We start from the raw sequence: 24166 nt of genomic DNA, 5'->3' as shown, positions 1-24166 counted from the left end.
GCGTTCGTTGCAGTTTGAGGTTTCGGTGACGGGCGTGTCTACGTAGGGGTGATACCGTCATGAAATACGCTGGTACATTGATCTTTGTCGCTGTCGTTTTATTCCTCGGTTCCGGTGGTCGCCTTTCATGCAGGGCGGAAGAGCCGACAGTTGTCGTAGCGAACCAATGGCAGCAGAAGTCAATCGAATACGCTCGTATCATGTCACAGGTTCAATGGACGCCCGTGGCCAATACCATGCCAAGACGCGGCGGCTACTTCACCGCGGGAGAACAGTACACCGGTGTTCCATACTCAAGTGTCAAACATGTCGGTCGCTACATCGGGTTTGACATCTACTTGAAAACGTTTCTTGCCGCCGTCGAAAATCCGAAGAGTGTTCTCTACAGCGAGAACTTGTACGGCAAGGTGAAGAACGCTGAATGCTACTATGGAAAAGTTTGTTCTTCGTACACCAGTTATGCGCTTCAATGCGGCATTTGGTACGTCAGCAAACTGCACGGCCCGAAATTCCGAGACGGTGTTGAACGAGTCGAACCGCAAGCGGCGAGCGCGGCCAATCCAGGTGATGTCATTTACACACCCCCGGCACGCAAGGGTGGCGGTTCGCATATTGAGTTGGTGACCGATGTGATCCGCGATGATCAAGGTGTGGTCACGCACGTTCGTGTCGAAGAAAGTCGTCCACAGACGACACGAGATACGTTGCGCACCGTTAAGGAATTCAACTCGCATCTGGCATCGCGCAACCGAGAACTTTTTCACATCGTTGATCTTGATGCCTGGCGGGGTGAGAACAGGGCGGAATCCTTTCTGTTCCCTAACTACGAAGAAGATTCGGCCACACCGCAAATCAATCGTGTTCTGCTACTCGATCTGGGGGACTGGGTTGTCTATCACAAAGGCCAACCCGTGAAGATCAATGTCATGGATCGCGAGAACCGAGGTGTTCGCGCATTGATCATTCAACGTGGTCAAACACTGGTGGAAAGGATCAAGCTGACCGGTACAGGTGTCGTGAAACGGGCGTTCGATCAGTGTGGTGACTACACCGTTCACTGTGAAATGGTTGACGGGTCGCGAAGCCAAGCATGTGAATTCGCCGTCTCTGAACTTGACTTTCAGCTTCCTGAGAAACCACTTAAGCGAGGTCAGCCTTGGGACATCAAGTTAAACACCGATAACATGGATGCGGTGATTGTTTACTTTAAGAATTCATCGAGCGGGTATGACGAACACAACGTGTTTGTTACCGACGATGATCGTCGTGTCGGCAAGGTCAGGGTCCCGGCAAGCGTGACAGAGAAAGCCGATAAGATGCAAGTCTGGGTGATCGGGGAGAACCGTTATGGGCGGCTAAAGAAGCGCCAATTCATTCAGGTCGTCGGTGAACCTGGAGCGAAGTAGTGACGGTGCGAACCCCACCACCTGATCCGTCACCGCCAGACTAGGCTTCGTGTTGTCGATTTGACACCACTTGTGGGGGGCGGCGAGGTTTGTCGACTCTTTCGAACCAATCTCGACCGGTTGATTGGCAATCCGGTAGGATACCCAAAGAAGGCAATTCGTAGTGAGTTTTCACAGTGTTTGCGAGTCTTCTGGCCGCGGTGTTTGCGGCGTCCTCTGGGTGGGCAGGGCCTCCAGAGCTTCCTTTCGCGATGAACAATCCTTTATTTAGTTGGCTCGAATGGGACTGTATGAACGCGACTACGGTCGCGACGACGAGATGTCACCTTGGGAACGTCATCAACGCTCCCAGCAGCCGAAAAGCATGGCGATCATCGTATTAGCGGTGACCTGTGGTGCCTGGGTGCTGGACATTCTGACAACGAAAAACGTTGACGGAACGCGAGTGAGCGTGATGGCCGAGTGGTTCGCTTGCTACGGGACGTCGTTGATTCAGCCCTGGTATTGGTATCAGTTTCTTAGCTACGGATTTGTTCATGATATTGAGCGTCCGTTCCACATCCTGTTCAATATGTTCAACCTGTTCTTCTTCGGACGGGCAATTGAAATGCGGTTGGGACGTTGGGAATTCCTTCGTTTCTATTTAGTTTCGGTCGTCTTTGCCGGAGCGCTTGGGGCATTGACTTACTGGGTTGCCGGTGATCCGAGTGGTCGATTCATCGGGGCAAGTGGCGCGGTGTCGGCGCTGTTAATCCTTTTTGTTTGTTTCGACCCACATGCCGATTTGAATTGGTTCGGTATCGTTCAGATCAAGGCAATGTGGATCGTTGTCGCATTCTTGGTTTGGAACGTTTATGGGTCATTGCAGATGCTCAGCGGTCCTAACCGAATGGGTGGCGGAACGGCGTTCACCGTCCACCTGGCGGGGGCTGCGTTTGCCTACCTCTATCATGCCAAACGCTGGAATTTGGCTTGGCTTGACCCATCTCGATTTCAGCAGTCTTTTGGGACATCGGTCCGGCGTTCGCGGCTAAAGATTCACGATCCCGATTCAAAGCTTCGAAAAGAGGAAGAGGAAGTCGACAAGATTTTGGCTAAAATTCATGCGTCGGGTGAAGAGAGTCTGACCCGAGCTGAAAGGCGAATTCTGGAACGCCACAGCCGTCGCCAGCGCGAGATGCGCAACCAAAAGTAACTCTGATTTGCAGTATGAATCGAATCGAAAACGACTATTCATTCAGCCGCCGACAATGGCTCACCGCTGCGGCGGCGACAGGCTTGGCCGCCTGGCTGGCCCGACCTGTTCATGGTTGGGCGGCTCAGTCGGCGGCAGGACTTCCGTATCTGAATCGTCTTGGTTTGCAGCTATACACGGTCCGTGACCAGATGGCCGAAGATCCTCGCGCGACGTTGCGGGCGATTGCCGCGGCGGGCTACAAGCAGGTCGAGTTGATGTCGATTGATGAGGAGGCTTTGCAATTGGCTGCCATGGCACGTGAGGAAGGCCTTCGCGTTCATAGCGGTTTCTTGAATTGGCGATGTATCGCTTCGCCCGAAAATAATTCCGGTTTGAACGTCGAACAGTCAATCGAAATGGCCGAGAGGATCGGCCTGCGGCATGTCGTATTCGGCTATATCGACAAAGGGTCGCGTGACACGGCAGACAAGATTAAGGCGATCGCAGATCGGTCCAACCAAGCAGCCGCGAAAACACGTGACGCCGGTATGCGGATGGCTTATCACAATCATTCTTTCGAATTTGGCGATCTGGATGGCGGAAAGACAAACGCCTACGACATTTTCATCGAACGGTTTGATCCGCAGTTGATGGATTTTGAGTTGGATGTTTTTTGGGTCAAAATCGGTGGTCACGATCCGATCGCGCTGATGAAGAAGTTGGCCGGACGCATCACGATGGTCCATCTCAAGGATCTGAAGGATGGGACTGCGACGATTCATGACGAAGGAAACGTGCCCAAGGATGCCTTTCAGGAATGCGGCGACGGGACAATTGACATACCCGCGGTGATGCAACTTGCGAAGGAAATTGGTGTTTTGGAATGCCATGTCGAGCAAGACCAATCACCGGCACCACTGGAAAGTATCGCGGAGAGTTATCGTTTCTTGGCAAACGCCTCGGTAGTCGATTAGTGGGTGAGCACCGTACGTGCTTATTCTCATTCGAATGGCGGGTGTGTTGATCAGACGACGGACGCTAGCCCCGGTTGCCGTGGCGGGAGTCATGCGGCTAGACGGCAGTCAAGCTGAAGCACCGGATTCGGCCAGGGCTATCGCGAGCCTTGCGGTTTTCATCGACTGCTTGATCGTTTCTATCTTTACTTATTGAAATCGGTATTTTGAGATGATGAAATTGAATGGGCTGATCGGCTGTTTGGCAGTGGCGGCGACGTTGGCGTCAATCCCTTCGGTCTCGGCAAAAGAGCCCGTCGCGGTTGGTGATAAAGCTCCCGATTTTGAATTGCCCATCCAAGGCGAAGACGCCTATGCAACCCTTTCCAAGTTGACCGAGGACGGACCCGTCGTCGTCGTTGTTTTACGAGGTTATCCAGGCTATCAGTGCGCCGCATGCCAACGTCAAGTCAGCAGTTTGTTGAACCGTCGTAAGGCGCTCGCAGCTGCGACGGGCGACAAGCCGCATCGCGTGGTCTTAGTTTATCCCGGACCGGAAACGGAGCTCGACAAATATGCCGACCAGTTTATCGGAGCCAAACGCGTGCCCGATACTTTCTTATTCGTTCGTGACCCCGACATGAAAATGGTTAGCGAATGGGGGCTACGATGGAAAGCTCCCCGGGAGACCGCCTACCCATCGACCTATGTGATCGGGCCGGGGCAGCGAGTCAAGTGGAACAAGGTCAGTGAATCACACGGTGGTCGGGCAACCGTTGAAGAAATCCTCAAAGGGCTGAAGTCGTCTTAGTCCTGTGTTTTGATTTGATTTCAGGAGTAGCCGCTCAGCTTGAGTCACGATTGGGCCGCAATGACGGCGGCTGACGATTTTATGGCGAGGAGTTTTTTGGGATTCCCAACTCGATACATCGGGTTGGGAAGAAGCCCCGCTGAAACGAACCGACTGAGATGAATCTTGATCAACGCGGACATTATTTTTGCCGTCTCGCCTGTGTTGCCAACCATTGCCGCCGTATAACAGAGTTCCTATCGATTGGTGGGGACTGGTTTCAATTGGCGTGATCGCAGACGGCGATCAATGGTTTTCAGGAGTACATTGCGTGACCGCTCGGATTCATATTGTCGGAATTGGCGATGACGGATTAGATGGACTGACCGGACACGCCAAATCGCTGCTCGGAGCGGCCGAGGTGGTGATCGGTTCTACGATGTTGTTGGAACGAATTGGTTCATCGCTATCCGCCGAGCGAATCGAATGTAATGGTGGACTGGACGAGTTGAAGCAAGCGATCTCACGATTGCCCGACAAGCCCACCGTACTGCTCGCCAGCGGTGACCCGTTGTTTTATGGCATCGCGAATTACTTGACCGAAACGGTCGGTAAAGATCGGTTCGAGATCGTACCGCATGTCAGTTCGATGCAATTGGCGTTCGCCCGTGTTAAGGAAAGTTGGGACGACGCCTATCTTTCGAATCTTGCCGTTCAGCCACTCGATCGAGTTGTTGACATGATTCGTTCGGCAGAGCGGGTCGGGTTGTTTACGACCGAATCGATCACGCCATCGGTGGTTGCCGAAGCATTGCTCGATCGCCGGATCGAGTATTTTCACGCGTACGTTTGTGAGAACTTGGGGACACCACATGAAACGGTCACGCGAGGCGACTTGCGTTCGTTTTTGGGGCAAAACTTTTCACCACTGAACGTGATGGTGCTGGTTCGGCGAACCGGTGCGGCTGACTTGCCTAGCTCGGGAAAGCGTACGCGCCTGTTCGGCAATCCTGACGATGTGTTTTTGCAGTCTCGTCCCAAACGTGGATTGCTGACGCCGTCGGAGGTTCGCTGCGTGGCCTTGGCTGAATTGGAGCTTCGACCGGACTCAATCGTCTGGGACGTCGGTGCCGGAAGTGGCGCATTGGCGATTGAAGCCGCATCGATCGCATCGTCTGGCAAAGTTTTTGCGATCGAAATGGACGCCGAGGATTACAACTTGATGCTTCAGAACGCCGAGCGTTTTGATGTTCCCTCGCTCGTACCCGTACACGGTCAAGCGCCCGCGGCTTGGTCGAGTCTGCCGGACCCGCACGCGGTGTTCGTTGGCGGAAGTGGCCGAATCGTTCCCGATTTGGTGCGTGGCGCGGCCGAGCGAATGAAGACCGGACGGATCGTGATCAGTGTCTCGAGCCCCGACAACTTGGTTGCCGTTCAGTCGGTTTTAGAAGCCGCCGAGTTCCGAACCGAGGTGCGAATGATCAACATCGCACGCGGCCAGCAGCAGCTTGACCGAGTGCGTTTCGAATCACTCAACCCCACATTCTTAATCGTCGGTGGCAAATAGCTGGTCGGTGAACGAAACTGTCTTCCCTGCCCGCGTTAAGGATTGTGTTGGGGTTAAGCAGGCAAACACGAGTCTTTGGGTTTAAACATCTGGATAACACCTTCCCGCTTGCGGGAGGGTCGGACGAGCAAACGGCCGGGGAGGGTGCCCTCTCCGGGCCTGAAGGCCCGACTCTCCCAGTGGGAGAGTGAAATGACTTAAGCCGAATCTTTCGTGTTCAACTGCTTAGCGTGGGCGTTTCTTCTCCAGCCATGGTTGTGTCGGAATCAAGCTCGGATTGTTCTTTGCCCACGCGGGCACGGGGAACCATCGCAATCCGCTGATTCGCGGATACGTTTCCCATACATGTGCCGCTTCGGGGTCGGTCACCCGTAAGTCACCCGTTTCGGTCAGATACTTTGTCAACTGATCGGAGAGTTCGCGGTGCGTTTGTGCGTGCGCCGGATTGCCGATGAGATTTTTTAAGCAATCGGGGTCCACGCGAACATCGTAAAGTTCTTCGGCGGGGCGCAGTGCGACGGCATCCTGAAGTCGTTGCCGGACCACGGTTTCATCTTGGTGAGCGATCATGAAATCAAGTGTCGGGCAAGCATCGATATCGTGGTAGCCGCCTTCCGCGGGACCGAGCTTGCCGTCGATCAAATTCCCGCCGTCATCATAGATAGCACTCGCGTACTTTTGCGGCGCCCCGGCCGGGTATCGCTGTGGCGTGAAGTTTCGGATGTAGAGATAGCTGTTTGATCGAACACAGCGGCAGGGATAGCCAAGCGTATTAAATCGCGACGAGGAGTGACGTTCTCGGCCACTGTAGACATACCGGCGTTGCGGCTTTTTTTCGGAGGCGTTCCGAAGATTGGGGAGCAGGTCGATCCCGGGAAGCTGATCGGCTTGGTCCGCAGCGACACCGGCGGCACTAAAGAGGCTTTTCGTCACGTCAATCAGGCTGACCAGATCATCGTTAGTTTGGCCACCGGGAATCTGTTGTGGCCAGGCAATCGCCAGTGGCATGTGGATGCCGTATTCGTAAAGGTTGGCTTTCGCCCGCGGGAATGACATGCCGTTATCGCTGGTCACGACGACCAGCGTATTGCCAAGTAGGCCTTCTTGTTCCAGCCGGTCAAGCATCCGCTGGAGGTGTTGGTCAAACCACTGAATTTCATACAGGTAGTCGGCGATGTCTTGGCGGACTTCATCGGTGTCAGGCAAGAAGCCGGGGACGGTAACGGTTGCCGGATCGATGCCATTGCGAGCCCCGATGCCTTTGTCAAATACTCGGTGCGGTTCGGTCGCACCGTACCAAAAGCAAAACGGTTTTCCATCTGCGTTGTCATCTAGGAAAGCATCAAAGTTTGCCGCGTAGTCATTCGACGAAATCCCTTTGGGCGACTTCATCTTGTGCTTGCTGTACGATTTACCAGCGGGGTTGTGCGGCCATCCAAGAGCCTTCCCTGGCGACCAGCCTTTTCCCGTCATGCCGACGTGGTAACCGGCTTGTTCAAGCTGTTGGGTGTAAACAGGAAGGTCCGTCGGAAAGTAACTGGCGTGGGTTCCGGCTTCGCGAATTTGCCAGACTTCACGTCCGGTTAAAAAGGCGGCTCGCATGGGACTGCAGCCAGGGGCGGGCGTGAATGCATTGCGGAACAATACGCCCGACTTTGCAATTCGATCAAACGCCGGGGTCGAAATCGCCTGTTCGCCGTACGCACTTGCATGTGGATAGGACTGGTCATCGGAGATCGCGATCAGGATGTTGGGGCGATCGGCTTGACAGGAACCGACCGAGTTGACAAGTGCGATCAAGCATAACGCACCGACGGTGCCAATGGGTTTCAACATAGATGAATCGATTAATTGAAGGAGGACTGAACCTATCTGGAAACCGGGGAATCAATGTCAGGGCCGGGCATGCGTTGCCGAAAACGTCGATAAGCGGGACCGCGGCTAGCGTTGACGACTCACAAAATAGCGTGCACCGATTTTCGGATCGGCAGCTTAGATGCGGGGAAGGCTATGGTGTCGTTTGCGATAACGGAGTGGAGTTTCACCGATGTGCTTTTTGAACTGTTGTGTGAAGGCGCTTTGGTCGCAAAAACCAAAGCGGGCTGCGATTTCACCGACACTCGAATCGGTGTGGATCAACGCATCGCTGGCTGCCTTGATTCGGGTCTTGGCCAAGAACTCTTGAACATTCAGGCCAAACAGTTGAACGAAGCGGCGATGGAGTTGGCGAGACGAGATGCCGGCGATTTGGGCGAGTTCGGTGACACCGATTTTTCGATCCAAGTTGTTATGAATGAAATTCAGGATATCGTCGACTTCCGAGTAAGCTTTGATCTCTTCCTTGGCACCGCTGTAATCGCGAACGGTCCCCATCACCCCGATGACCGACCCGTCACGGCCGTAGACCGGTAGCTTGGTCGTTACAAACCAATCCAGCAATCGTTGTTCGGTGTACCAGATCTCGACGCGGTTGATCAGCGGGCGACCGGTACGCATCACCGATTGATCATCGCGAATAAACTCTTGCGCTAATTGCGCCGGGAAATGGTCGAAATCGGTCGTGCCGATGACTTCCTCTTCTTTATCGACGCCCAGGCGTTTCAGGATCGCGTTGCTAGCGCCCATCATCCGGCTGTTCGTGTCTTTGAAAAAGAAATAGACATCCGGAAGGTGCGCAAAGAGCTGCTGAAATTGCTGAAAGCCACCCATCCGATCAAAAAAGTCGGCTTGCAGCGGATGGATAGTTTGATGTGGTATCGTGCTCATGGTTAGAAAATAGCGTTTCGCATTCGTCGCAAAAGGCGTAGAACGCGGGAACCCATTATGGTCCAACCGCCGAACGCAATGGGCGAAAACTGAACACGGACGACCATGAAAATCGAATCCGACTGGAAAGTTGGGAATTCATGGCTTCCGATTCTACCCAGCGGCAATCTCGTTGATTCCATAGGCCGACCGGACGACGGCCGACGGTGAAACGTGTAAAATCATCGGTTTCGTGATGCATGATCCACTCGGATCAACCCACCTTTCCCATTCCCACCCAGCGAGCCTCCCACGATGCGTTTGACCGCAGCCCTGTTTGCCGTTGTTTGTCTGGTCGCGATCGGACTAAAAACGGCCGACGACACCGGCACCCAAGTCGCGACCTATGCCAACCAGTTTCTCAGCCAGCTGGATGACGATCAGAAATCCAAGGCGGTGATGGACTATGACAGCGACAAACGCGTGGATTGGCACTTTATCCCGAAAGACACTCGGAAGGGACTGGCGCTACGTGACATGAACGAAGCCCAGCGGGTCGATGCATTGCGTCTGTTGCGCTCGGCGCTGAGCGAAGCTGGGTATTCGAAAGCCAGCCGCATCATGCTGATGGAAGGCCTACTGCGAGAAATCGAAGGCGACGATCGGCGTTGGGAGCGTGACCCGCAAAAGTACTTTGTCACCATCTTCGGAACGCCAGGTGAAAAAGGTCCTTGGGGACTTAGTTTCGAAGGTCACCACCTATCGATGAATTTCAGCTTCGAAGGCGGCGCGATGGTCGATAGCACCCCACAGTTCTTTGCCGCGAATCCGGCGACGGTGATGAACGAGGTTCCCGAACTGTCCGGCAAGTTGTTGCCCGGAAAAGGAACTCGGATCCTGAAAGACGAAGAACAACTCGCGTTCGATCTGATTAACTCACTCGAGGGCGAAACAAAAGAGGCGGCGATCATCAATCAAGATGCACCGGCAGAGATTCGATTTGCCGGCGAGCCACAAGCCAAGGTGGGGGAACCGGAAGGTGTCGCCTATGCGGCACTCGGCGACGATGCCAAGGCAACGCTTAAAAAGCTCGTGATGACCTATGTTAACGTTGTCGCCGGGCCGATCGCGAGTGAGCGAGAAAGCATTATCGAAGAAGATGGCTGGGACAACGTTCACTTCGCATGGGCCGGCCCGACTGAGCCTGGCATCGGGCACTACTACCGGGTTCGCGGCAAGCGTTTCCTGATCGAGTTCGTCAATACGCAACCCGATGCGGCTGGCAACCCGGCAAACCATATCCACTGTGTGTGGCGTGACCTTTCGGGCGACTTTAATCTCGCGTCGGCCGAGTAATTTTTTGAACGTCGCGGCGGCTTTCGAGATCGATTGAACGCTGAAAGTTATTTGATCGCGACGATGTAGCAGATCCAGCTGGGATCGCTGTCGGCGGCGCCGCAGCGATACCAGCCGCCGTCGAGCTCAGGGTCTTCTTCGTTTTCGCGTTCCCAGTAGACTTGAGTTTCGCGGAAGCCGGCTTCCGCCAGCATCTCACGGACTTCGGGGATCGTCCAGAACCGCCAGTGGTATTCAAAAGCTCGTTTGAGCTTACTACCGTCGGGAAATTTGAATGAGATCGAAAACGACGCATCGGCCGTGATCGGATTGAAAGATTCCTGGGTCCAGTGATAGGCAAAGCCCTTTTTGCCTTTCTTGATTGTTCGCTTGTCGGTGTGTCGTTCGGTGTAACATTCACCACCGCCCATCATGTCCATCACCATGATGCCGCGTTCGGCGAGGTGTGAACGGGCGGTCTTGAAGTACTCAATCACCTCGCGCCGTGTCTTGAAGATCCAAAACGAAAAATTTTGGGCGGCGAGTACATCGACCGGTTCGGTGTTGCCATCGCGAACGTCTTGTTCGAGTAGTCGGACTCGCTGTTGTTGCTCGGAAGTCAACAGTGCCAAGTTATGGTCTCTGCCCCACTGCAGCGTTTCGCTGCACAGGTCGACACCGATCGCGGTTCGTCGTTTGCTGGATTTCGCCCATTCGCAGCAGACCGCAAAGGTGCCACAGAAATCCTCGCGAAGGGTAATGGGTTTGCGATTGTAGGCTTCGCGATATGCCTGTTCGAAGAACTCGACCTCGTGCTCGGGTGTTTGCACCGACCGTTGATAGAGGTCAAATTTATCGGCCTGTTCGGCAGCGGTCAGGTTCTTCGGTTGGCTTTGGCGTTTTCCCATCGCAAACAGTGGCACCTAGCAGTGGCGGAGGCGTTATCGGCGAGCCATTCGTCGCGCGATCGCTTCGGTCGGTAGCGGCATGATTTCGGCCGGCCCGCTGGGATTGAACAACGCGTCGTCACGACCTTGCGTGTCTTCGGGTTGTTCGTACGTCACCAAATAGGCGCCGATGATGTCACCGCCTCTTTCGTAGACCGGCGGCCAAAATTCTTCACCGCGAATGGCAAGGGTCTTTGCCAACAAACGGGTGGCGCGACCGGAGAAACCGCTGAGCACCATATCGAGGCGCCCGAGGGCTTCTCGGTAAATGTAGAACACCATTGCGGTGTCTTTGTTTTTACCGCCAGCGAATTCCCAGGTTCCGTCGTCTTTTTCGTAATAGAACCCTGGTTCGGGGGCGTCTTCGTTCTTGCTCAACCGGGTTCCCGCCGAAGCGCTGTCCGGCTTTGGGTCGGTATCGCGATAACGCAAGAAGAACGGGCACGAGCGAGCCTGGACATCGTCGACGTCGTCTTCGGTCACAAACGGTGTGAATCCAAACACGTCCGAGAATAGCAGCTCGACCACCGGATTACTTTTGATACTGCCGACGCAAATCATGCCGCGATCGCCGGTGGCATCAACAAATCCGTCGAACACTTCTTCGGCACGACGGCGAACATCTTGTGGTTCGACTTGGCCGGGGCTCCAAACCAGGGTTTGTTGGAATCGATCCGGCATCGGGACTTCGCGTTTTTCTTCGCCAGGCTCGGTTTCCTTGTGCTTGGCAACTCCGCCGAGAGTCGAAACACCACTCAGGACTTCACCGACCAGAACCGAATCGCTAGCGACAACCGAGGCGCCTTCGGGGGTCGCGTTGGCGTCGGTCGCACGAACGCCAACGATGATCTCGATTTCATTGCGACGGGCGATCAGCTCCCAAAAGTTCTCGGGGTTGACCGCGAACAAGGCACCGGGCAATTGTTCGGCGGTCGCGTGACCTTGATCGATCAAGTAATCGCACAGGCGTGACAACGCATCGAGTGGAATGTATTTGGCTTCGTTTTTCAAAAGCGAAGCAACCTGATGGCGATCCAGTCCGGTGTGTTCGACGATCGATTTAATCGTTCCCGGACGTTTGCGACGGTCAGGGGTGTGGCCCAGCAGCTCAGCTAGCCGAAATGCGTATCTCATGTGCAAATCTGTTTCGAAAAAGGCTCTCGTGATTAGCAAGCCGCGCGAGGTCCGCCTCGATCTACGCACAGCAACGTCAGTTTCGTCGATCCCCCGACGCCCGACTACCCCACAACAAGCGTGACAGCCAGTATGCAATCACGCCTAACGAGAGTGTGCCTAGTCCTACAGTGCCCTGCACGGGTACCCGTACAGCCGTCAGTGTAGCAATCATCAAGGTGCCGAACACGTAGACGACCGGGACCCAAGGAAAAGCCCATCGTGGAAGCACCGGGGCGTCTTGCCGATGAACGACGAAGACCAATGCCCCACAAAGTGCCGCACACACCGAGAGTGTGAGTCCTAGGTAGTCTAATTGCTGGCGAAGCGTTGCAATGCCGATCACGAGGCATCCCAACACCGCCTGGGTGAGTATCGCCGGACGGAGGTTCAAGCCAACCCCGTCATGGCGGTCGCCCAAATGACCGCGAAGGAACGATGGTAGTAACCCGTCGGAGGCCATCTTTTGATAAACGCGTGGTCCGGTCTGGGTTAGCGCAAGCACCGATGTGGCTAATCCGGTAAGGATTGCGATTCGCACCAAAGGGCTAATGTAACGGCCGATTCCACTGCCGCTTGCCGTCAGCTGCTCTCCGATGGCCGCCGCAGCGGCTGTCGCGACATTCGGCTGGGCTGTCACCCGTGCGGCTGCCGGTGCGAACACAAAGATTGCATTCAGCGCGACATAAATGACGGTCACAATCAGCGTCGCATACAACATCGCTCGGGGGACATTTCGGCGAGGATTTTTTATCTCGCCAGTCATATAAACGGCCGCGTTGAATCCGCTGTAGCTGAGCGAAATCCAGGTCAACGCGTTTGCGAATGCCAATATTGACGCAAATGGTGATGGCGCCTCCGGGGCTTCATCGATTCGATCGTGGCTGGTGTCGACCGTCGCGATACTTCCGCCTGGGGTTGCACTGTTTGCTTGATTGCCAGAGCCGGCGTGGCCCGTAAAGCCTTCCCAGTTCGGCAGGTTGGCCAAGGCGAGCATGATGAATAGGCCGATCATCATGAACTTCATCACGACGACGGCATTTTGGACTCGCGTCCCCGGATGCAGTCCAACGCTATGGACGCTGGCGGCGATTAAAACCAGGCCAATCGCGATGCAGCGTTCGGGGAGTCTCTCTAGCGCCGGCCAGCCGGTTTCTCGAAGGTACGATTCGAACGTGCTGGCGGCGAAGGCCATCGCACCGGCGAACCCTGCCAGCAACGATACCCATCCAGCCATCATTCCGGCAGACGGATGCACGGCGCGGGCCAAGAACAAATACTCGCCACCCGATTCGGTAAAACGTTGTGCGAGTCCGCCGTAACAAATTGCGCCACAAATCGCGATCGCACCGCCGATGGCCCATGCCAAAACGACTTGGGTAGGTGACCCCAGGTCAGCGAGTGTCCATCCGCTCGTCGTGTACACCCCCGCACCGATCATGCTGGCCGCGACAATTGCCCCGGCCGAGAAGGGGCCTAGGGTTGGTGTGACGGTTCCGGTGACGTCGTCCCTCGGTTGGTCTACATGCGATGCTTCGAAAGGATTGTTAACGCTTTCGCTCACGCCAGGATCTCGTTTACCACTTGCCCGCCTTCGACGCCCGTTAGTCGCTGATCGAGCCCTTTGAAAGCGAAGGTGAATCGATTCGCATCGATGCCCATCAAATGCAAAATCGTGGCATTCAAGTCACGGATGTGAACCGGATCTTTGGTGATGTTGTAGCTGAACTCATCCGTCTCTCCGTGGACAACACCACCTTGGACGCCGCCGCCGGCTAGCCAGACGGTGAAGCACTTGGGGTGATGGTCACGGCCATAGGTTTTCTGGGTCAGTTTGCCTTGGCAATAAATCGTTCGCCCGAATTCGCCCCCCCAGACGACTAGCGTGTCATCCAGCATGCCGCGTTGCCGCAGGTCCGTCAGCAGCGCCGAACTTGGGCGATCGATATCACGGCACTGATTTGGAAGGTCTTTAGGGAGGTTGCCATGCTGGTCCCAGCCACGATGAAAGATCTGGGTAAAACGCACGCCACGTTCGGCCATCCGCCGCGACATCAAGCAGCAGTGCGCGAATGTTCCTGGGGTCGTCACGTCGGGGCCATAGAGGTCCAGGATGTACTGGGGCTCGTCGCTAATGTCGGCCAAATCTGGAACGCTGGTTTGCATCCGAAAGGCCATTTCGTACTGCGCGATTCGTGCCTGTGTTTCAGGATCACCGATCGAATCGGCGGTCATTTGATTCAATCGAGAAAGCGAGTCGAGCATTTGCCGCCGGACGCCTGGGCTGACACCTTTCGGGTCGGACAGGTACAGCACTGGGTCACCACTGCTGCGAAGTGCAACGCCTTGGTACTTACTGGGCAAGAACCCGCTGCCCCACAACCGGTTGTAGAGCGCTTGGGCTTCCTTGCGTCCCGTCCACGACGCGGTCATGACCAAGAACGCGGGAAGGTTCTCGTTTTCGGTTCCCAGACCGTAGTTCAACCATGACCCAAGACTTGCCTTACCGGGCAATTGATCGCCAGTGCAGATATACGTGATCGCCGGGTCGTGATTGATCGCCTCGGTATGCATCGATCGTATCAGCGCAAGGTTGTCAACTTGCTTGGCGGTCTCCGGCAAGAGTTCGCTGACAAGGGTTCCGTTGTCACCGTGAGGGGCAAACTTGTAGATGCTTGGAGCGATCGGGAATCGTGATTGCCCACTGGTCATGGTGGTCAAACGTTGGCCCATTCGGATCGATTCAGGCAGGTCTTTATCAAACCACTCGGCCATCGCGGGCTTATGGTCCCACATGTCCATTTGGCTCGGAGCACCTGACATGAACAGATAAATCGCTCGCTTAGCCTTTGGGGCGTGGTGCGGCAAGTTCGGCAATCCGCCCGGTGTCGGATGTGGCGTGATGCTGTTTTTCGGCGAAGCGTTGGCAAGCCGGGCGTCAAGTGACGAGAGCGCGGCAACACCAAGGCCTGCGGCGGATCGCGAAAATAGGGAACGCCGCGTCATCGCTAGTCGTTGTTGTTGATCTAAATTCATCGCTCGTTTTTTTGCTGCGGTTCGCTTAGTTGTTGACTGTTTCGTCCAAGTTTAGCAGCGTGCTCGCCACCATCATCCACGCCGCTTGCTCATCGGCAGTGGTCTCGTCGAGTAACGTCTCGTCGACCACGGAAAGTAATTCTGACGCCGCGTCGACGTCTTCGCGGTAATACGAGCGGAGATTCGAAAGTAGACTCATCAGTTCTTTCGCTTCGTGATCACTCGGCGGTCTCGCGGTGACCGTTTCGAACATCCATGTCAAACGCGATGCGTCGTCCGCTTCTCGTTGGGTGCGGAACGTTCGTTGGGACAAGTGCTTGGCCGCCTTGAGGTATTGGTTCTCGTTCATCAGCACCAATGCTTGTAGCGGCGTGTTGGTGCGTTCGCGTCGCGCGATGCAGGACTCGCGGCTGGGCGCGTCAAAGGTTGACATCTGCGGCGGCGGGCTAGTCCGTTTCCAAAAAATGTACACGCTGCGTCGCAAACGTTTTTCCGGTTCTGTGTCAGCCTTGAAGTTCGCGGTGTTACTGCGGGTGTAACCGACGGCGTACCACAACCCCGACGGCTGAGGTGGTTTGACGCTCGGTCCGGTCGGTTGCTCGTTGAGTAGCCCGGCCAGCGATAACGCTTGATCACGAAGAACTTCGGCGTCGAGTCTGAATCGAGGCCCGCGGGCGAACAACCGGTTGCCTGGATCAACCGATAGCTGCTCTGCCATCACCGTCGCGTCACGCCGATAGGTCTTACTGGTAACCATCTGTTTGATCAGCCGCTTCATGTCCCAGCCATTCTCTTGGAAGTCGACGGCCAACCAATCGAGCAATTCAGGATGGCTCGGCGGATTTCCCTGACTGCCGAAGTCTTCGCTCGACTTGACCAAGCCCGATCCAAAGAGCCATTGCCAAACGCGGTTGACGGTGACGCGAGCAGTCAACGGATGCCCCGGTGCGGTCAGCCACTTGGCCAGACCGAGTCGGTCCCGCGGAAGGCCTTCTTCCATTGATGGCAAGAACTGAGGAACGTCGCGAGTGACTTGTTCCCCAGGTTGATCGTATTGGCCGCGAACTAAAATATGGGCGTCGCGTGGTTTGTCTAGTTCTTTCCAAACCAACGTCGTCGGGATTTCATTGCGGACGTTTTCCTTGGCTTTTTCCAAGCCACGCACCATGTCTTGCAACGCCGTCCAATCGGGATGCTCGCATACGACTTTGCGATAGTACGTACGAATCGATTGGTTCTCGGCGTCACTACGCTCACTGGCATCTTGCGAGACAACATCGGCGAATTGCTTCGGCACCGGTATCGCGGGCGATCGATATGCGAACGCAACTTGGGCAGGACGCGATTCCGATACCGTCTTGATGTACAGATCGTTGACGCCTTTGCGAAGCTCCAACGCGTACGTCTGTGAGAGTGGATTGATCGGTCCGACCGCCTTTGTGATCTGCAAGCGACGGTTGTTCAGATAGACGACGTGCCCATCACTGCTACCAAGCAATAGGTCGATGGTTTGTTCCTTTGGCGACGTCAGCTTTTGGTACAGCACATTGACCGCGACAGAATCATCGTTGATTGGCAACGTGTGAACCGCGACGGGGGACCAATCCGGACGGGCGGTCCATTTCACTTCTTGATCGCGATACTTGAACGTTTCTTCCGGGTCGAACTTTCGTTGTTCAGACACGAACACACGCGAATAACCCGGTGCCGAGCTTTCCACTGCAAATGGGCCGGCGCTATAAATTGGTCCCAGCGTGATCCAGTCGTCGCGGCTGACCTGCGGGGCTTGATCGGTCAGGCTGAATTTCATCGCATAGAATTGATGGGCCGTGTAGACCGAGCGAAAATCCAAGGTAAACCGAAGTTTGCTCGGGCCAAGTTTCAGCGTCGACTGCAGGTCGGGAAGCCCGAATTGAACGCTTCTGCCGCCCGCGGTTTGGTGACCACCGATCGCCCAGCCGGCTCCGTCCCGACGCCCATCGATCGCATTGGTGACTTTGAAATCACCGCCTTGCTGTTCGATATCTGCGATGGCATCATTGATCGCGATCGGTTGCCATTCGTTTTCCAAGAACGCCTCGACGGTGAACTCGGTTAGGACGGCATTGCCGTTGGCGGATACCCCGGCGCGATTCGTCTTGGGGTCTGGCAACACATCCATCACCACTGTTTGCCAGGCTTGTTCCGTAGAGAGGTTCGCGATGGGGATTTCGACCCAAAGTGTATTCTTGTTTTTCGCGGGTTGATCGGAATAGACAACTCCGGCGTCATCGACCTTCAGTTCGCCGCCGTCTTTCGCATTCGCTTGTTTAGGAATCAGCCGTTGCAACCCCGTTTCGGATGCTTGCTCGGGAGAGTCTTGCAGCGAGAGTTCCCATTGTCGTTGGGCTTGATCGACGGTTTCGATCTCCCCTTCCATTTCCCGTTCTAGTTCCTCAATTTGTCGATCAAAATCGGCTAACTGGGCCAGTTGCTGTTCGCTGGGGACCTGAACGACTGGAGGGTGATCTTTCTTGTTCCCATCCATCGCTCGCCCGTCCAAACTGTTGAAAAACGCGCTCAACGAGTAATAATCTTTTTGCGTGATCGGGTCGAACTTATGGTCGTGGCAAACTGCGCATTGTGTTGTCAGGCCTAAGAAGATTGTTCCGAACGAGTCGGTACGGTCGATCACATTGCGGGCGAAAACTTCTTCGTAAATTGAGCCGCCTTCGTTGGTCGTTACGTTCAAACGATTGAATCCACTGGCGATCTGCTGTGAGAGTGTCGCATCGGGTAGTAAATCGCCCGCGAGTTGTTCGGTGATGAATTGGTCGTATGGCAAATTCTTGTTGATCGCATCGATCACCCAATCACGGTAGGGCCACATCTCGCGATAATTGTCGAGGTGCAAGCCGTGCGTGTCGGCGTAGCGAACCAGATCCAACCAGTAGCGTCCGAAGTGTTGGCCGAAGGCAGGTGACGCAAGGAGTTCATCGACCAGTCGTTCGTAATCAAACTCTCCACGACGGACACGTTCAATTTGTTCACGGCTTGGCGGCAGGCCGGTCAGGCCGAGTGTGACCCGCCGAAGCAACGCCTCCGAAGACGCCATGCCGTTTGCCTTTAAACCGGCTTTGGTGATTCGCGATTCGATGAAATGGTCAATGGCATTCTCTGTTCCAGTCGGGACCGCGGCTTTGGTGGGGGCTTGAAATGCCCAGTGCCCTTGGAATTCGCCACCTTCGCTGACCCAGCGTTCTAGGATCGCCTTTTGCTCCTTGGACAAAGGCTTACCGTATTCTTGTGGCGGCATTAATTCGTCTTCGCTGTACAGTCGACGTACCAACTCGCTCTCTTCCGGATGTCCGGCTTCGATCACCGAGTCAACGCCGTCGGCTTGATCGAGCCGCAATCCGCCGCGGCGATCGTGTTCGTCTGGGCCGTGGCACGCGAAACAATGGTCCGACAGAATCGGCCGAACATCGCGGCCAAAATCAAGCGGCTCGGAAGAACGCTCAACGTCTTTTTTGTCGGGGCCACTGGTCGCGGCGGCGAGTGGGGGCTGATTCGCGAGCGTCGCAATGACGAAGGCAACGATCAAGTCACAAGCCGCGATGAGACGCATGGGCATCAATCGGTGGTGCATGTTGGGTAGGCTGGCGGGGGTGGGAGCGTGGGCCGCTCGTTCTATTTTAGCTGATCACCTCCCAGGCGTCGCCTAATGTTTCGGCGCCAGCGGCATGATTGAACGACTCTTCCGTGTGGCATTTGGACAGTTGTGATGAATCCGCCGCCATTTATTAGCGGATTGCCACGACTGTGTCTGACATGGCAAAAACGCGGACGCACTTACTTGAGAGGGGGCGTGATTCCCTTCGTTAGTTCGATCAGGTTCCGCGGGTTTTGCCCGAGATCGCCTTTCCCTAATCGCGATTCGCTGGTCGCTTCGATTCGGCAGCCGTTGCCATTGGGATTCGGAATGATTGTTACAAACAGATCGTCGACGAAGCGAAATACGGATGTGCTACGGGTCAGATGCAGCGTCCGATTTTTCTCGGATTGCTGGTCGTCGGACGTCGGCTGGGAATCGGGGATTGCGTCTTGATCTTGGGGCCCGATCACTTGCCAGTTGCGTTTGGTTTCCACCCATGAACAAATTCTCGACTCCGCCTGTTCGGCCGATCCATCCCATCGCACCGGGCGAAGTTCGGGTTGGCTTGCGTCGTCGCTTAATTGGGCCGTGTTTTCGGTCCAGTCGCGACTCCAATCATCGACACGCCAGGCGATCGCCGCCAAAATGGTTGCGGTGATTGCCAACGCGATCCATCCGATCATCTTCATTTACCGTGGTACTTCGAAACGGGATTCATTCATCGACATGTCAGACACTCCGTCCCTATTCGAAGCCGAAGAGTCAACACATCTGGATTCTGCTAAACCGCTGGCCGCGCGAATGCGACCAAAGACGTTGCAAGAATACGTCGGGCAGCAACATATCCTAGGGCCTGGGAAACTGTTGCGGCGAATGGTCGATGCCGGCAAGCTGGGGTCGATCATCTTGTCCGGGCCGCCGGGGACCGGGAAAACCACTTTGGCAAATCTTTTGGCATCGGAAACCGGCAGCCGGTTTCGGCCACTGAGTGCCGTTACCGGTGGGGTGAAAGACGTCCGCGAAGCCTTGGCGTGGGCGAAAGACTTGGTCGCCAGCGGTGAACCGGCGCCGGTCTTGTTCATCGACGAGATTCATCGTTTCAGCAAAAGTCAACAAGACGCATTGCTACCCGACGTCGAAGAGGGAATCGTGTCGTTGATCGGTGCGACGACCAGCAATCCGTACTTTGCGGTCAACGGGGCATTGATCAGCCGCAGTCATGTGTTTTTGCTACAAACCTTGGATGCCGAAGAGATCGAAGTTGTCTTGCGACGGGCGATCGGTGATCGCACTCGCGGTCTCGCCCGCATGCAACCAGCAATCAGCGACGACGCGATTCGTTTGCTTGCCGATGTTTGCGAAGGCGACGCACGGCGAGCCCTGACGTCCTTGGAAATTGCGGTCGCCAGTAGCCCTGATACCCCGCCAGTGGTCACCGAAGATTCGGCCGCCGAATCAATCGGTAAGCGAGTCGCCGGGTACGATGGAACCGGGGATGATCACTATGACCTGATCAGTGCAATGATCAAAAGTATTCGTGGTAGCGATGCCGATGCGGCACTGTATTGGTTGGCGCGAATGCTTGAAGGCGGCGAAGACATTCGTTTTCTATGTCGTCGGTTGGTTATCCTGGCCAGCGAAGATATCGGCAATGCCGACCCGCATGCACTGCCATTGGCCGTTTCCTGCATGCAGGGTTGTGAGTTTGTCGGGCTTCCCGAAAGCCAACTGATGTTGTCACAAACGGTCTCGTATTTGTCGCTCGCCCCGAAAAGCAATGCGTCAACGGTGGCAATCAATCGAGCTCGTCGCGATGTCCGCGACAACAAACTGATTGCCGTACCGCAGCACTTGATGGATTCGCACTCAACGTCGGCGGCAAAGCAGGGACGCGGCGACGGGTACATTTATAGTCATGAGTGCCCTGATGGGATTGCCGCACAAGACTACCTCGGAACCAGCCGAACATACTATGAGCCGGTCGAACGCGGGTTTGAACGGGACTTGCAAAAGCGAAAAGAGTGGATCCGAAAACGGCTTAGCGGCGACGCTTGATTAGGCTATCACTCCGCATCGGCAATGCAGATGCTTCGCGTTTTGGGAACGAACTGTTGCTCGAGAAACGATGCGACTGAGATGCCCATCGAAGAATGACGTGCACGGTCTTTCTCACAGCACAATTCGCACAAATGTGAATCGTAAACTGAATTTGAACGCAGCACTCGTTTGACGGCGCATTTTGCGAAACCAACCGAACTTCCATTTAAACTCCGATCACCATGATCCTCCGATTGCTCGCTTGTGCTCTGATGACCGGCCTTTCGTTTTCAACCGCGCTGTCCCAGCAAGACGCTCCACAACGGATTCGTATCGCGACATACAACGTTTCGCTTTATGGAAAAGAAGCTGCGGAGATTCGGCAGCGGTTGTCTTCGGCGGATGACACGCAAGCGAAAGATATCGCTCGAGTCGTTCAGACGGTTCGTCCCGACATTTTATTGGTTAACGAACTCGACTACGACAAAGATGCTCAAGTCGCGACGCTGCTGGCGAAGAACTATTTCGCCGTCGGGCAAAGTGTCGCCGACAACGAAACACTTCGTGGCATTGACTATCCTTACGTGTATTCCGCGCCCAGCAACACGGGGGTTGATTCCTCGCTCGACTTGAACAAGGACGGGCAGCTGCAAACCGCCAATGACGCGTTTGGTTATGGGATTTACCCCGGCCAATACGCGATGACGATCTATAGCCGATTCCCGATTCAGGATGATCAACGACGCACTTTCCAAACCTTGAAGTGGAGTGCGATGCCCGGAGCGATTCGGCCCAGCAGCGAAGGTGCTAGCTATTACCGCGATTCGACATGGCGTCAACTTCGCCTGAGCAGCAAAAACCACTTGGATGTGCCTGTGCAGGTCGGAAAGCAGACCATTCATGTGTTAGCAAGTCATCCTACGCCTCCGGTCTTTGACGGCCCAGAAGACCGCAACGGTGCACGCAATCATGACGAAGTGATGTTCTGGGTCCATTACATCGATGCCAAATCTCAGGATGCCGACTCGACTTGGATCGTGGACGACCTTGGGAACGTCGGCGGATTGTCGTCGACCGAGCCATTCGTCGTGATGGGCGATCTAAATGCCGACCCGGTCGATGGTAATAGTCGCCGTGAAGCAATCCGGCAACTGATCAGCCACCCGCGTGTCAACGATGTCGAACCGAAGGCGACCGAGGAAGCGATTTCCACTCGCCGCTCGCGTTATCGTGGGCGCGGCGACCTCGCTACGAAGACTGCCGATTGGGGGCGAAATTTGATGCGAGTCGACTATGTGCTACCCAGTGTTCATTTAAACGTGGTCGGCAGCGGGGTCTTTTGGCCGGGAGATGATGACCCTCGCGAGAAATGGATTCGAGCGAGCGATCATCGTTTAGTTTGGATCGAGGTTCAACTGCCTTGATTGAATCGCGGGATCTTTCCAATGTTCGAAAACGTGTCTTGCTGATGATCAGCTCGATGCGCGGCGGCGGCAGCGAACGTCAAGTGTTATTGCTTGCCCAGCACCTCTGTCGCGATCGGTTTGACGTGCACTTGTACCTTTCCGAAGCTGCCGGGGCGTTCCTTGACCATGTTCCCGTGGATGTAACCATCCACGTCGATCCCAAGGTGGCAAACGGAATGTACTTTCCGGGACGACGGCTACGTCAACAAATCTCGTTCGTCCGCTCGGTGATTGAGCAACATCAGATCGATGTGGTCTACGATCGAACGTTTCACATGACGATGCTTGCCGGTCCGGCCGCCGTTGGGGTGCGACGTGTTTCAACGATTGTCAGTCCTCCGCATTTGGCCGTTCCTTTTGTCGAGCATCGATTTGTATGGCTTAAACGCAAACGCTTGGCCAAAGCCTACCGTGGATCAGATGTCGTTGTCGCAGTCAGCAAGCAAGCCGCCGAATCTGCAGAACGGTTTTATGGCCTGCCTTCCGGTAGCGTTGTTGTGATCCCAAATCCAGTGTCGGTCGACTGGAATGATTCACCGCAAGCTGCCAACGAAACGGCATTACGCCAGCAAACTCGCTTGCTGTGCGTCGGGCGAATGACGGCCGAAAAGGGGCATGCCGATTTGATCGATGCGATGGCACACGCCGTTAAATCTTGGCCGGCGACAAAGCCACCGCCGGAACTGCGTCTGGTGGGCGATGGCCCGCTGCGATTCGAACTGGAACAACAATCACATGCTTTGCAACTTGATGCGGTTTGCAAATTCCTAGGCAAAAAGAATGACGCAATGAACGAGATCTGTGCCGCCGATGCGTTGATCCTGCCATCACGTTTTGAAGGCATGCCCAACGTCGTTCTCGAAGCGATGGCAGTGGGGACGCCAGTGATCGCTACGCGTTCCGGCGGTACGGTCGAACTTCAGCGTGACCAGCCCACCGCGTTTTGGGCCGAGGTCGCCAATCCAAAGTCACTTGGGGAAGCCATCCTTGAATTCTCACGTCATCCGGATCGCGCCCAACAGCACCGGCACAGCGCGCTGGACCTGATCGAACGGCATCATCGATTGGAAGTTATACTTGCGAAAATCGAGTCTCTGCTTGATCCAAGATAATTAGTTCGCGATCAAATTTTGGTAGTTGGAAAGTTAAGCGACTTTGTCGCTCGATTCTACGAATCGTTGGCATGCCGATTCCGTCACCAACCGATAGTCTTGGCGTATTGAATTGTTGGAATTCCGGATACACCATTGTTGTTTGACTAGCTAGCGGTTGATCGCGGTACACAGGAACTGATCGAACGAGTCGAATTCGGAAGCCGTGAGGTCACTCACGGCGAAGGAAATCGCATCGCATGGATAGATGCTCAGTTCTCCTCGGGCGAGTCGCTTAAATTCGTTTGCGTCTTGGCATTCGAGATAAGTGAGCGCTTCGGCAGCGAACTCGATCGAGTATCCCGGCGTTTCGGCAACTTGATCAATCATTGCTTGGTTTTGCCAATGGTCAATCAATGACAGTGCCAGTTCGTGTTTGAGGAAACGAGCGCATCGGCGATCCTCCCAAATCACTGGATTCAGACTTAAGAGCGATAGAGTTGCGGCACCATATTCGACCGTCCGTAGTATCGACCTGCGTTGGCTTAAACTGTTGCGCAGCTGGTCTATTTGATGGCGGTGACGTTGTTCGTTGATCATGAGGGCAATCGAAATCGCCGCGATGAGTGTGACCCCCAGCACATCTTTCAATGAAAATTGTAGTTTCATGGTCGCGTCCGTTGAGGTGATGGCCGTTTCGTGACCGGGAACTGTTAGTGTTTCGTCAACCTTTGAGATGGGGCTTGGTCGTTTGGCGTCATCCACGGTTTCGGTGCGATCGCCGGTGTAATCGCCAGTCGGATCATGAG

The 24166-nt window shown here is 55.1% G+C and carries 18 protein-coding genes; 9 read left to right on the top strand and 9 right to left on the bottom strand.

Going from position 1 to position 24166, the window contains the following annotated elements; genetic code table 11:
- The first annotated feature begins 59 nt into the window (after positions 1-59).
- From FYC48_RS01820 to cbiE, 5 genes are all read left to right on the top strand, one after another.
- Positions 60-1406, top strand: coding sequence for a hypothetical protein (locus tag FYC48_RS01820; protein WP_235034020.1), 1347 nt, complete (start codon positions 60-62; stop codon positions 1404-1406).
- 280 nt (positions 1407-1686) lie between these two features.
- Positions 1687-2601, top strand: coding sequence for a rhomboid family intramembrane serine protease (locus tag FYC48_RS01815; protein ID WP_149494988.1), 915 nt, complete (start codon positions 1687-1689; stop codon positions 2599-2601).
- 14 nt (positions 2602-2615) lie between these two features.
- Complete coding sequence (locus FYC48_RS01810) at positions 2616-3557, top strand: sugar phosphate isomerase/epimerase family protein (RefSeq protein ID WP_149494987.1); 942 nt, start codon at positions 2616-2618, stop codon at positions 3555-3557.
- 211 nt (positions 3558-3768) lie between these two features.
- Entirely contained in the window at positions 3769-4347 is a 579-nt protein-coding gene (locus FYC48_RS01805; protein ID WP_149494986.1) for a redoxin domain-containing protein, read from the top strand.
- Between the two features lie 310 nt (positions 4348-4657).
- The gene (gene cbiE, locus FYC48_RS01800) at positions 4658-5893 is read left to right on the top strand and encodes a precorrin-6y C5,15-methyltransferase (decarboxylating) subunit CbiE (protein ID WP_149494985.1); all 1236 of its coding nucleotides are present in this window, start codon (positions 4658-4660) and stop codon (positions 5891-5893) included.
- Positions 5894-6118: 225 nt separating this feature from the next.
- Here the strand turns inward: cbiE and FYC48_RS01795 are convergent, their stop codons facing one another.
- Both FYC48_RS01795 and FYC48_RS01790 read right to left on the bottom strand, forming a co-directional pair.
- Positions 6119-7729 (bottom strand): sulfatase family protein, encoded by a 1611-nt coding sequence (locus FYC48_RS01795; RefSeq protein ID WP_149494984.1) that lies wholly within the window; start codon positions 7727-7729, stop codon positions 6119-6121.
- A 156-nt stretch (positions 7730-7885) separates the two neighbouring features.
- Positions 7886-8659, bottom strand: coding sequence for an AraC family transcriptional regulator (locus FYC48_RS01790; RefSeq protein ID WP_230777745.1), 774 nt, complete (start codon positions 8657-8659; stop codon positions 7886-7888).
- A gap of 294 nt (positions 8660-8953) precedes the next feature.
- Here FYC48_RS01790 and FYC48_RS01785 point away from each other — a divergent pair, with 294 nt between their 5' ends.
- The gene (locus FYC48_RS01785) at positions 8954-9994 is read left to right on the top strand and encodes a DUF3500 domain-containing protein (RefSeq protein WP_149494983.1); all 1041 of its coding nucleotides are present in this window, start codon (positions 8954-8956) and stop codon (positions 9992-9994) included.
- A gap of 47 nt (positions 9995-10041) precedes the next feature.
- On the opposite strand, the gene FYC48_RS01780 is transcribed toward FYC48_RS01785, so the two are convergent.
- The 6 genes from FYC48_RS01780 to FYC48_RS01755 form a co-directional block, all read right to left on the bottom strand.
- The gene (locus tag FYC48_RS01780; RefSeq protein WP_149494982.1) at positions 10042-10881 is read right to left on the bottom strand and encodes a class I SAM-dependent methyltransferase; all 840 of its coding nucleotides are present in this window, start codon (positions 10879-10881) and stop codon (positions 10042-10044) included.
- A 33-nt stretch (positions 10882-10914) separates the two neighbouring features.
- Positions 10915-12054, bottom strand: a complete 1140-nt coding sequence (locus FYC48_RS01775) for a helix-turn-helix domain-containing protein (RefSeq protein WP_149494981.1) — start codon at positions 12052-12054, stop codon at positions 10915-10917.
- A gap of 76 nt (positions 12055-12130) precedes the next feature.
- Entirely contained in the window at positions 12131-13657 is a 1527-nt protein-coding gene (locus tag FYC48_RS01770; RefSeq protein WP_149494980.1) for an APC family permease, read from the bottom strand.
- A complete protein-coding gene (locus tag FYC48_RS01765) occupies positions 13654-15129 on the bottom strand; it encodes a DUF1501 domain-containing protein (RefSeq protein WP_149494979.1) in 1476 nt (491 codons plus the stop codon). The genes FYC48_RS01770 and FYC48_RS01765 overlap by 4 nt, the downstream gene beginning before the upstream one ends.
- 25 nt (positions 15130-15154) lie before the next feature.
- Entirely contained in the window at positions 15155-18736 is a 3582-nt protein-coding gene (locus tag FYC48_RS01760) for a PSD1 and planctomycete cytochrome C domain-containing protein (RefSeq protein WP_160149274.1), read from the bottom strand.
- Positions 18737-18960: 224 nt separating this feature from the next.
- Positions 18961-19446 (bottom strand): DUF1499 domain-containing protein, encoded by a 486-nt coding sequence (locus tag FYC48_RS01755; protein WP_160149273.1) that lies wholly within the window; start codon positions 19444-19446, stop codon positions 18961-18963.
- 43 nt (positions 19447-19489) lie between these two features.
- Here FYC48_RS01755 and FYC48_RS01750 point away from each other — a divergent pair, with 43 nt between their 5' ends.
- The 3 genes from FYC48_RS01750 to FYC48_RS01740 all read left to right on the top strand — a co-directional run bounded on the left by FYC48_RS01750 (position 19490) and on the right by FYC48_RS01740 (position 23378).
- Positions 19490-20818, top strand: a complete 1329-nt coding sequence (locus FYC48_RS01750; protein ID WP_149494976.1) for a replication-associated recombination protein A — start codon at positions 19490-19492, stop codon at positions 20816-20818.
- 224 nt (positions 20819-21042) lie between these two features.
- On the top strand, positions 21043-22224 hold the full coding sequence (locus FYC48_RS01745; RefSeq protein WP_230777735.1) for an endonuclease/exonuclease/phosphatase family protein: 1182 nt from the start codon (positions 21043-21045) through the stop codon (positions 22222-22224).
- A 44-nt stretch (positions 22225-22268) separates the two neighbouring features.
- Positions 22269-23378, top strand: a complete 1110-nt coding sequence (locus tag FYC48_RS01740; protein WP_149494975.1) for a glycosyltransferase — start codon at positions 22269-22271, stop codon at positions 23376-23378.
- Positions 23379-23528: 150 nt separating this feature from the next.
- Here FYC48_RS01740 and FYC48_RS01735 read toward each other — a convergent pair whose 3' ends face one another.
- Entirely contained in the window at positions 23529-24026 is a 498-nt protein-coding gene (locus FYC48_RS01735) for a hypothetical protein (protein WP_149494974.1), read from the bottom strand.
- Positions 24027-24166: the final 140 nt, after the last annotated feature.

Source organism: Roseiconus lacunae, from assembly GCF_008312935.1.
Taxonomy (GTDB): domain Bacteria; phylum Planctomycetota; class Planctomycetia; order Pirellulales; family Pirellulaceae; genus Stieleria; species Stieleria lacunae.
The sequence above is the reverse complement of the archived record's forward strand: the minus strand, read 5'-3'. Positions and strand labels throughout refer to the sequence as shown.

Coding starts and splice junctions, on each gene's coding strand:
- FYC48_RS01765 (WP_149494979.1), bottom strand. CDS start 15,129: ATGAATTTAGATCAACAACAACGACTAGCGATGACGCGGCGTTCCCTA.
- FYC48_RS01790 (WP_230777745.1), bottom strand. CDS start 8,659: ATGAGCACGATACCACATCAAACTATCCATCCGCTGCAAGCCGACTTT.
- FYC48_RS01745 (WP_230777735.1), top strand. CDS start 21,043: ATGATCCTCCGATTGCTCGCTTGTGCTCTGATGACCGGCCTTTCGTTT.
- FYC48_RS01755 (WP_160149273.1), bottom strand. CDS start 19,446: ATGATCGGATGGATCGCGTTGGCAATCACCGCAACCATTTTGGCGGCG.
- FYC48_RS01740 (WP_149494975.1), top strand. CDS start 22,269: ATGATCAGCTCGATGCGCGGCGGCGGCAGCGAACGTCAAGTGTTATTG.
- FYC48_RS01815 (WP_149494988.1), top strand. CDS start 1,687: ATGGGACTGTATGAACGCGACTACGGTCGCGACGACGAGATGTCACCT.
- FYC48_RS01820 (WP_235034020.1), top strand. CDS start 60: ATGAAATACGCTGGTACATTGATCTTTGTCGCTGTCGTTTTATTCCTC.
- FYC48_RS01805 (WP_149494986.1), top strand. CDS start 3,769: ATGATGAAATTGAATGGGCTGATCGGCTGTTTGGCAGTGGCGGCGACG.
- FYC48_RS01780 (WP_149494982.1), bottom strand. CDS start 10,881: ATGGGAAAACGCCAAAGCCAACCGAAGAACCTGACCGCTGCCGAACAG.
- FYC48_RS01750 (WP_149494976.1), top strand. CDS start 19,490: ATGTCAGACACTCCGTCCCTATTCGAAGCCGAAGAGTCAACACATCTG.
- FYC48_RS01785 (WP_149494983.1), top strand. CDS start 8,954: ATGCGTTTGACCGCAGCCCTGTTTGCCGTTGTTTGTCTGGTCGCGATC.
- FYC48_RS01775 (WP_149494981.1), bottom strand. CDS start 12,054: ATGAGATACGCATTTCGGCTAGCTGAGCTGCTGGGCCACACCCCTGAC.
- FYC48_RS01795 (WP_149494984.1), bottom strand. CDS start 7,729: ATGTTGAAACCCATTGGCACCGTCGGTGCGTTATGCTTGATCGCACTT.
- FYC48_RS01735 (WP_149494974.1), bottom strand. CDS start 24,026: ATGAAACTACAATTTTCATTGAAAGATGTGCTGGGGGTCACACTCATC.
- FYC48_RS01760 (WP_160149274.1), bottom strand. CDS start 18,736: ATGCGTCTCATCGCGGCTTGTGACTTGATCGTTGCCTTCGTCATTGCG.
- FYC48_RS01810 (WP_149494987.1), top strand. CDS start 2,616: ATGAATCGAATCGAAAACGACTATTCATTCAGCCGCCGACAATGGCTC.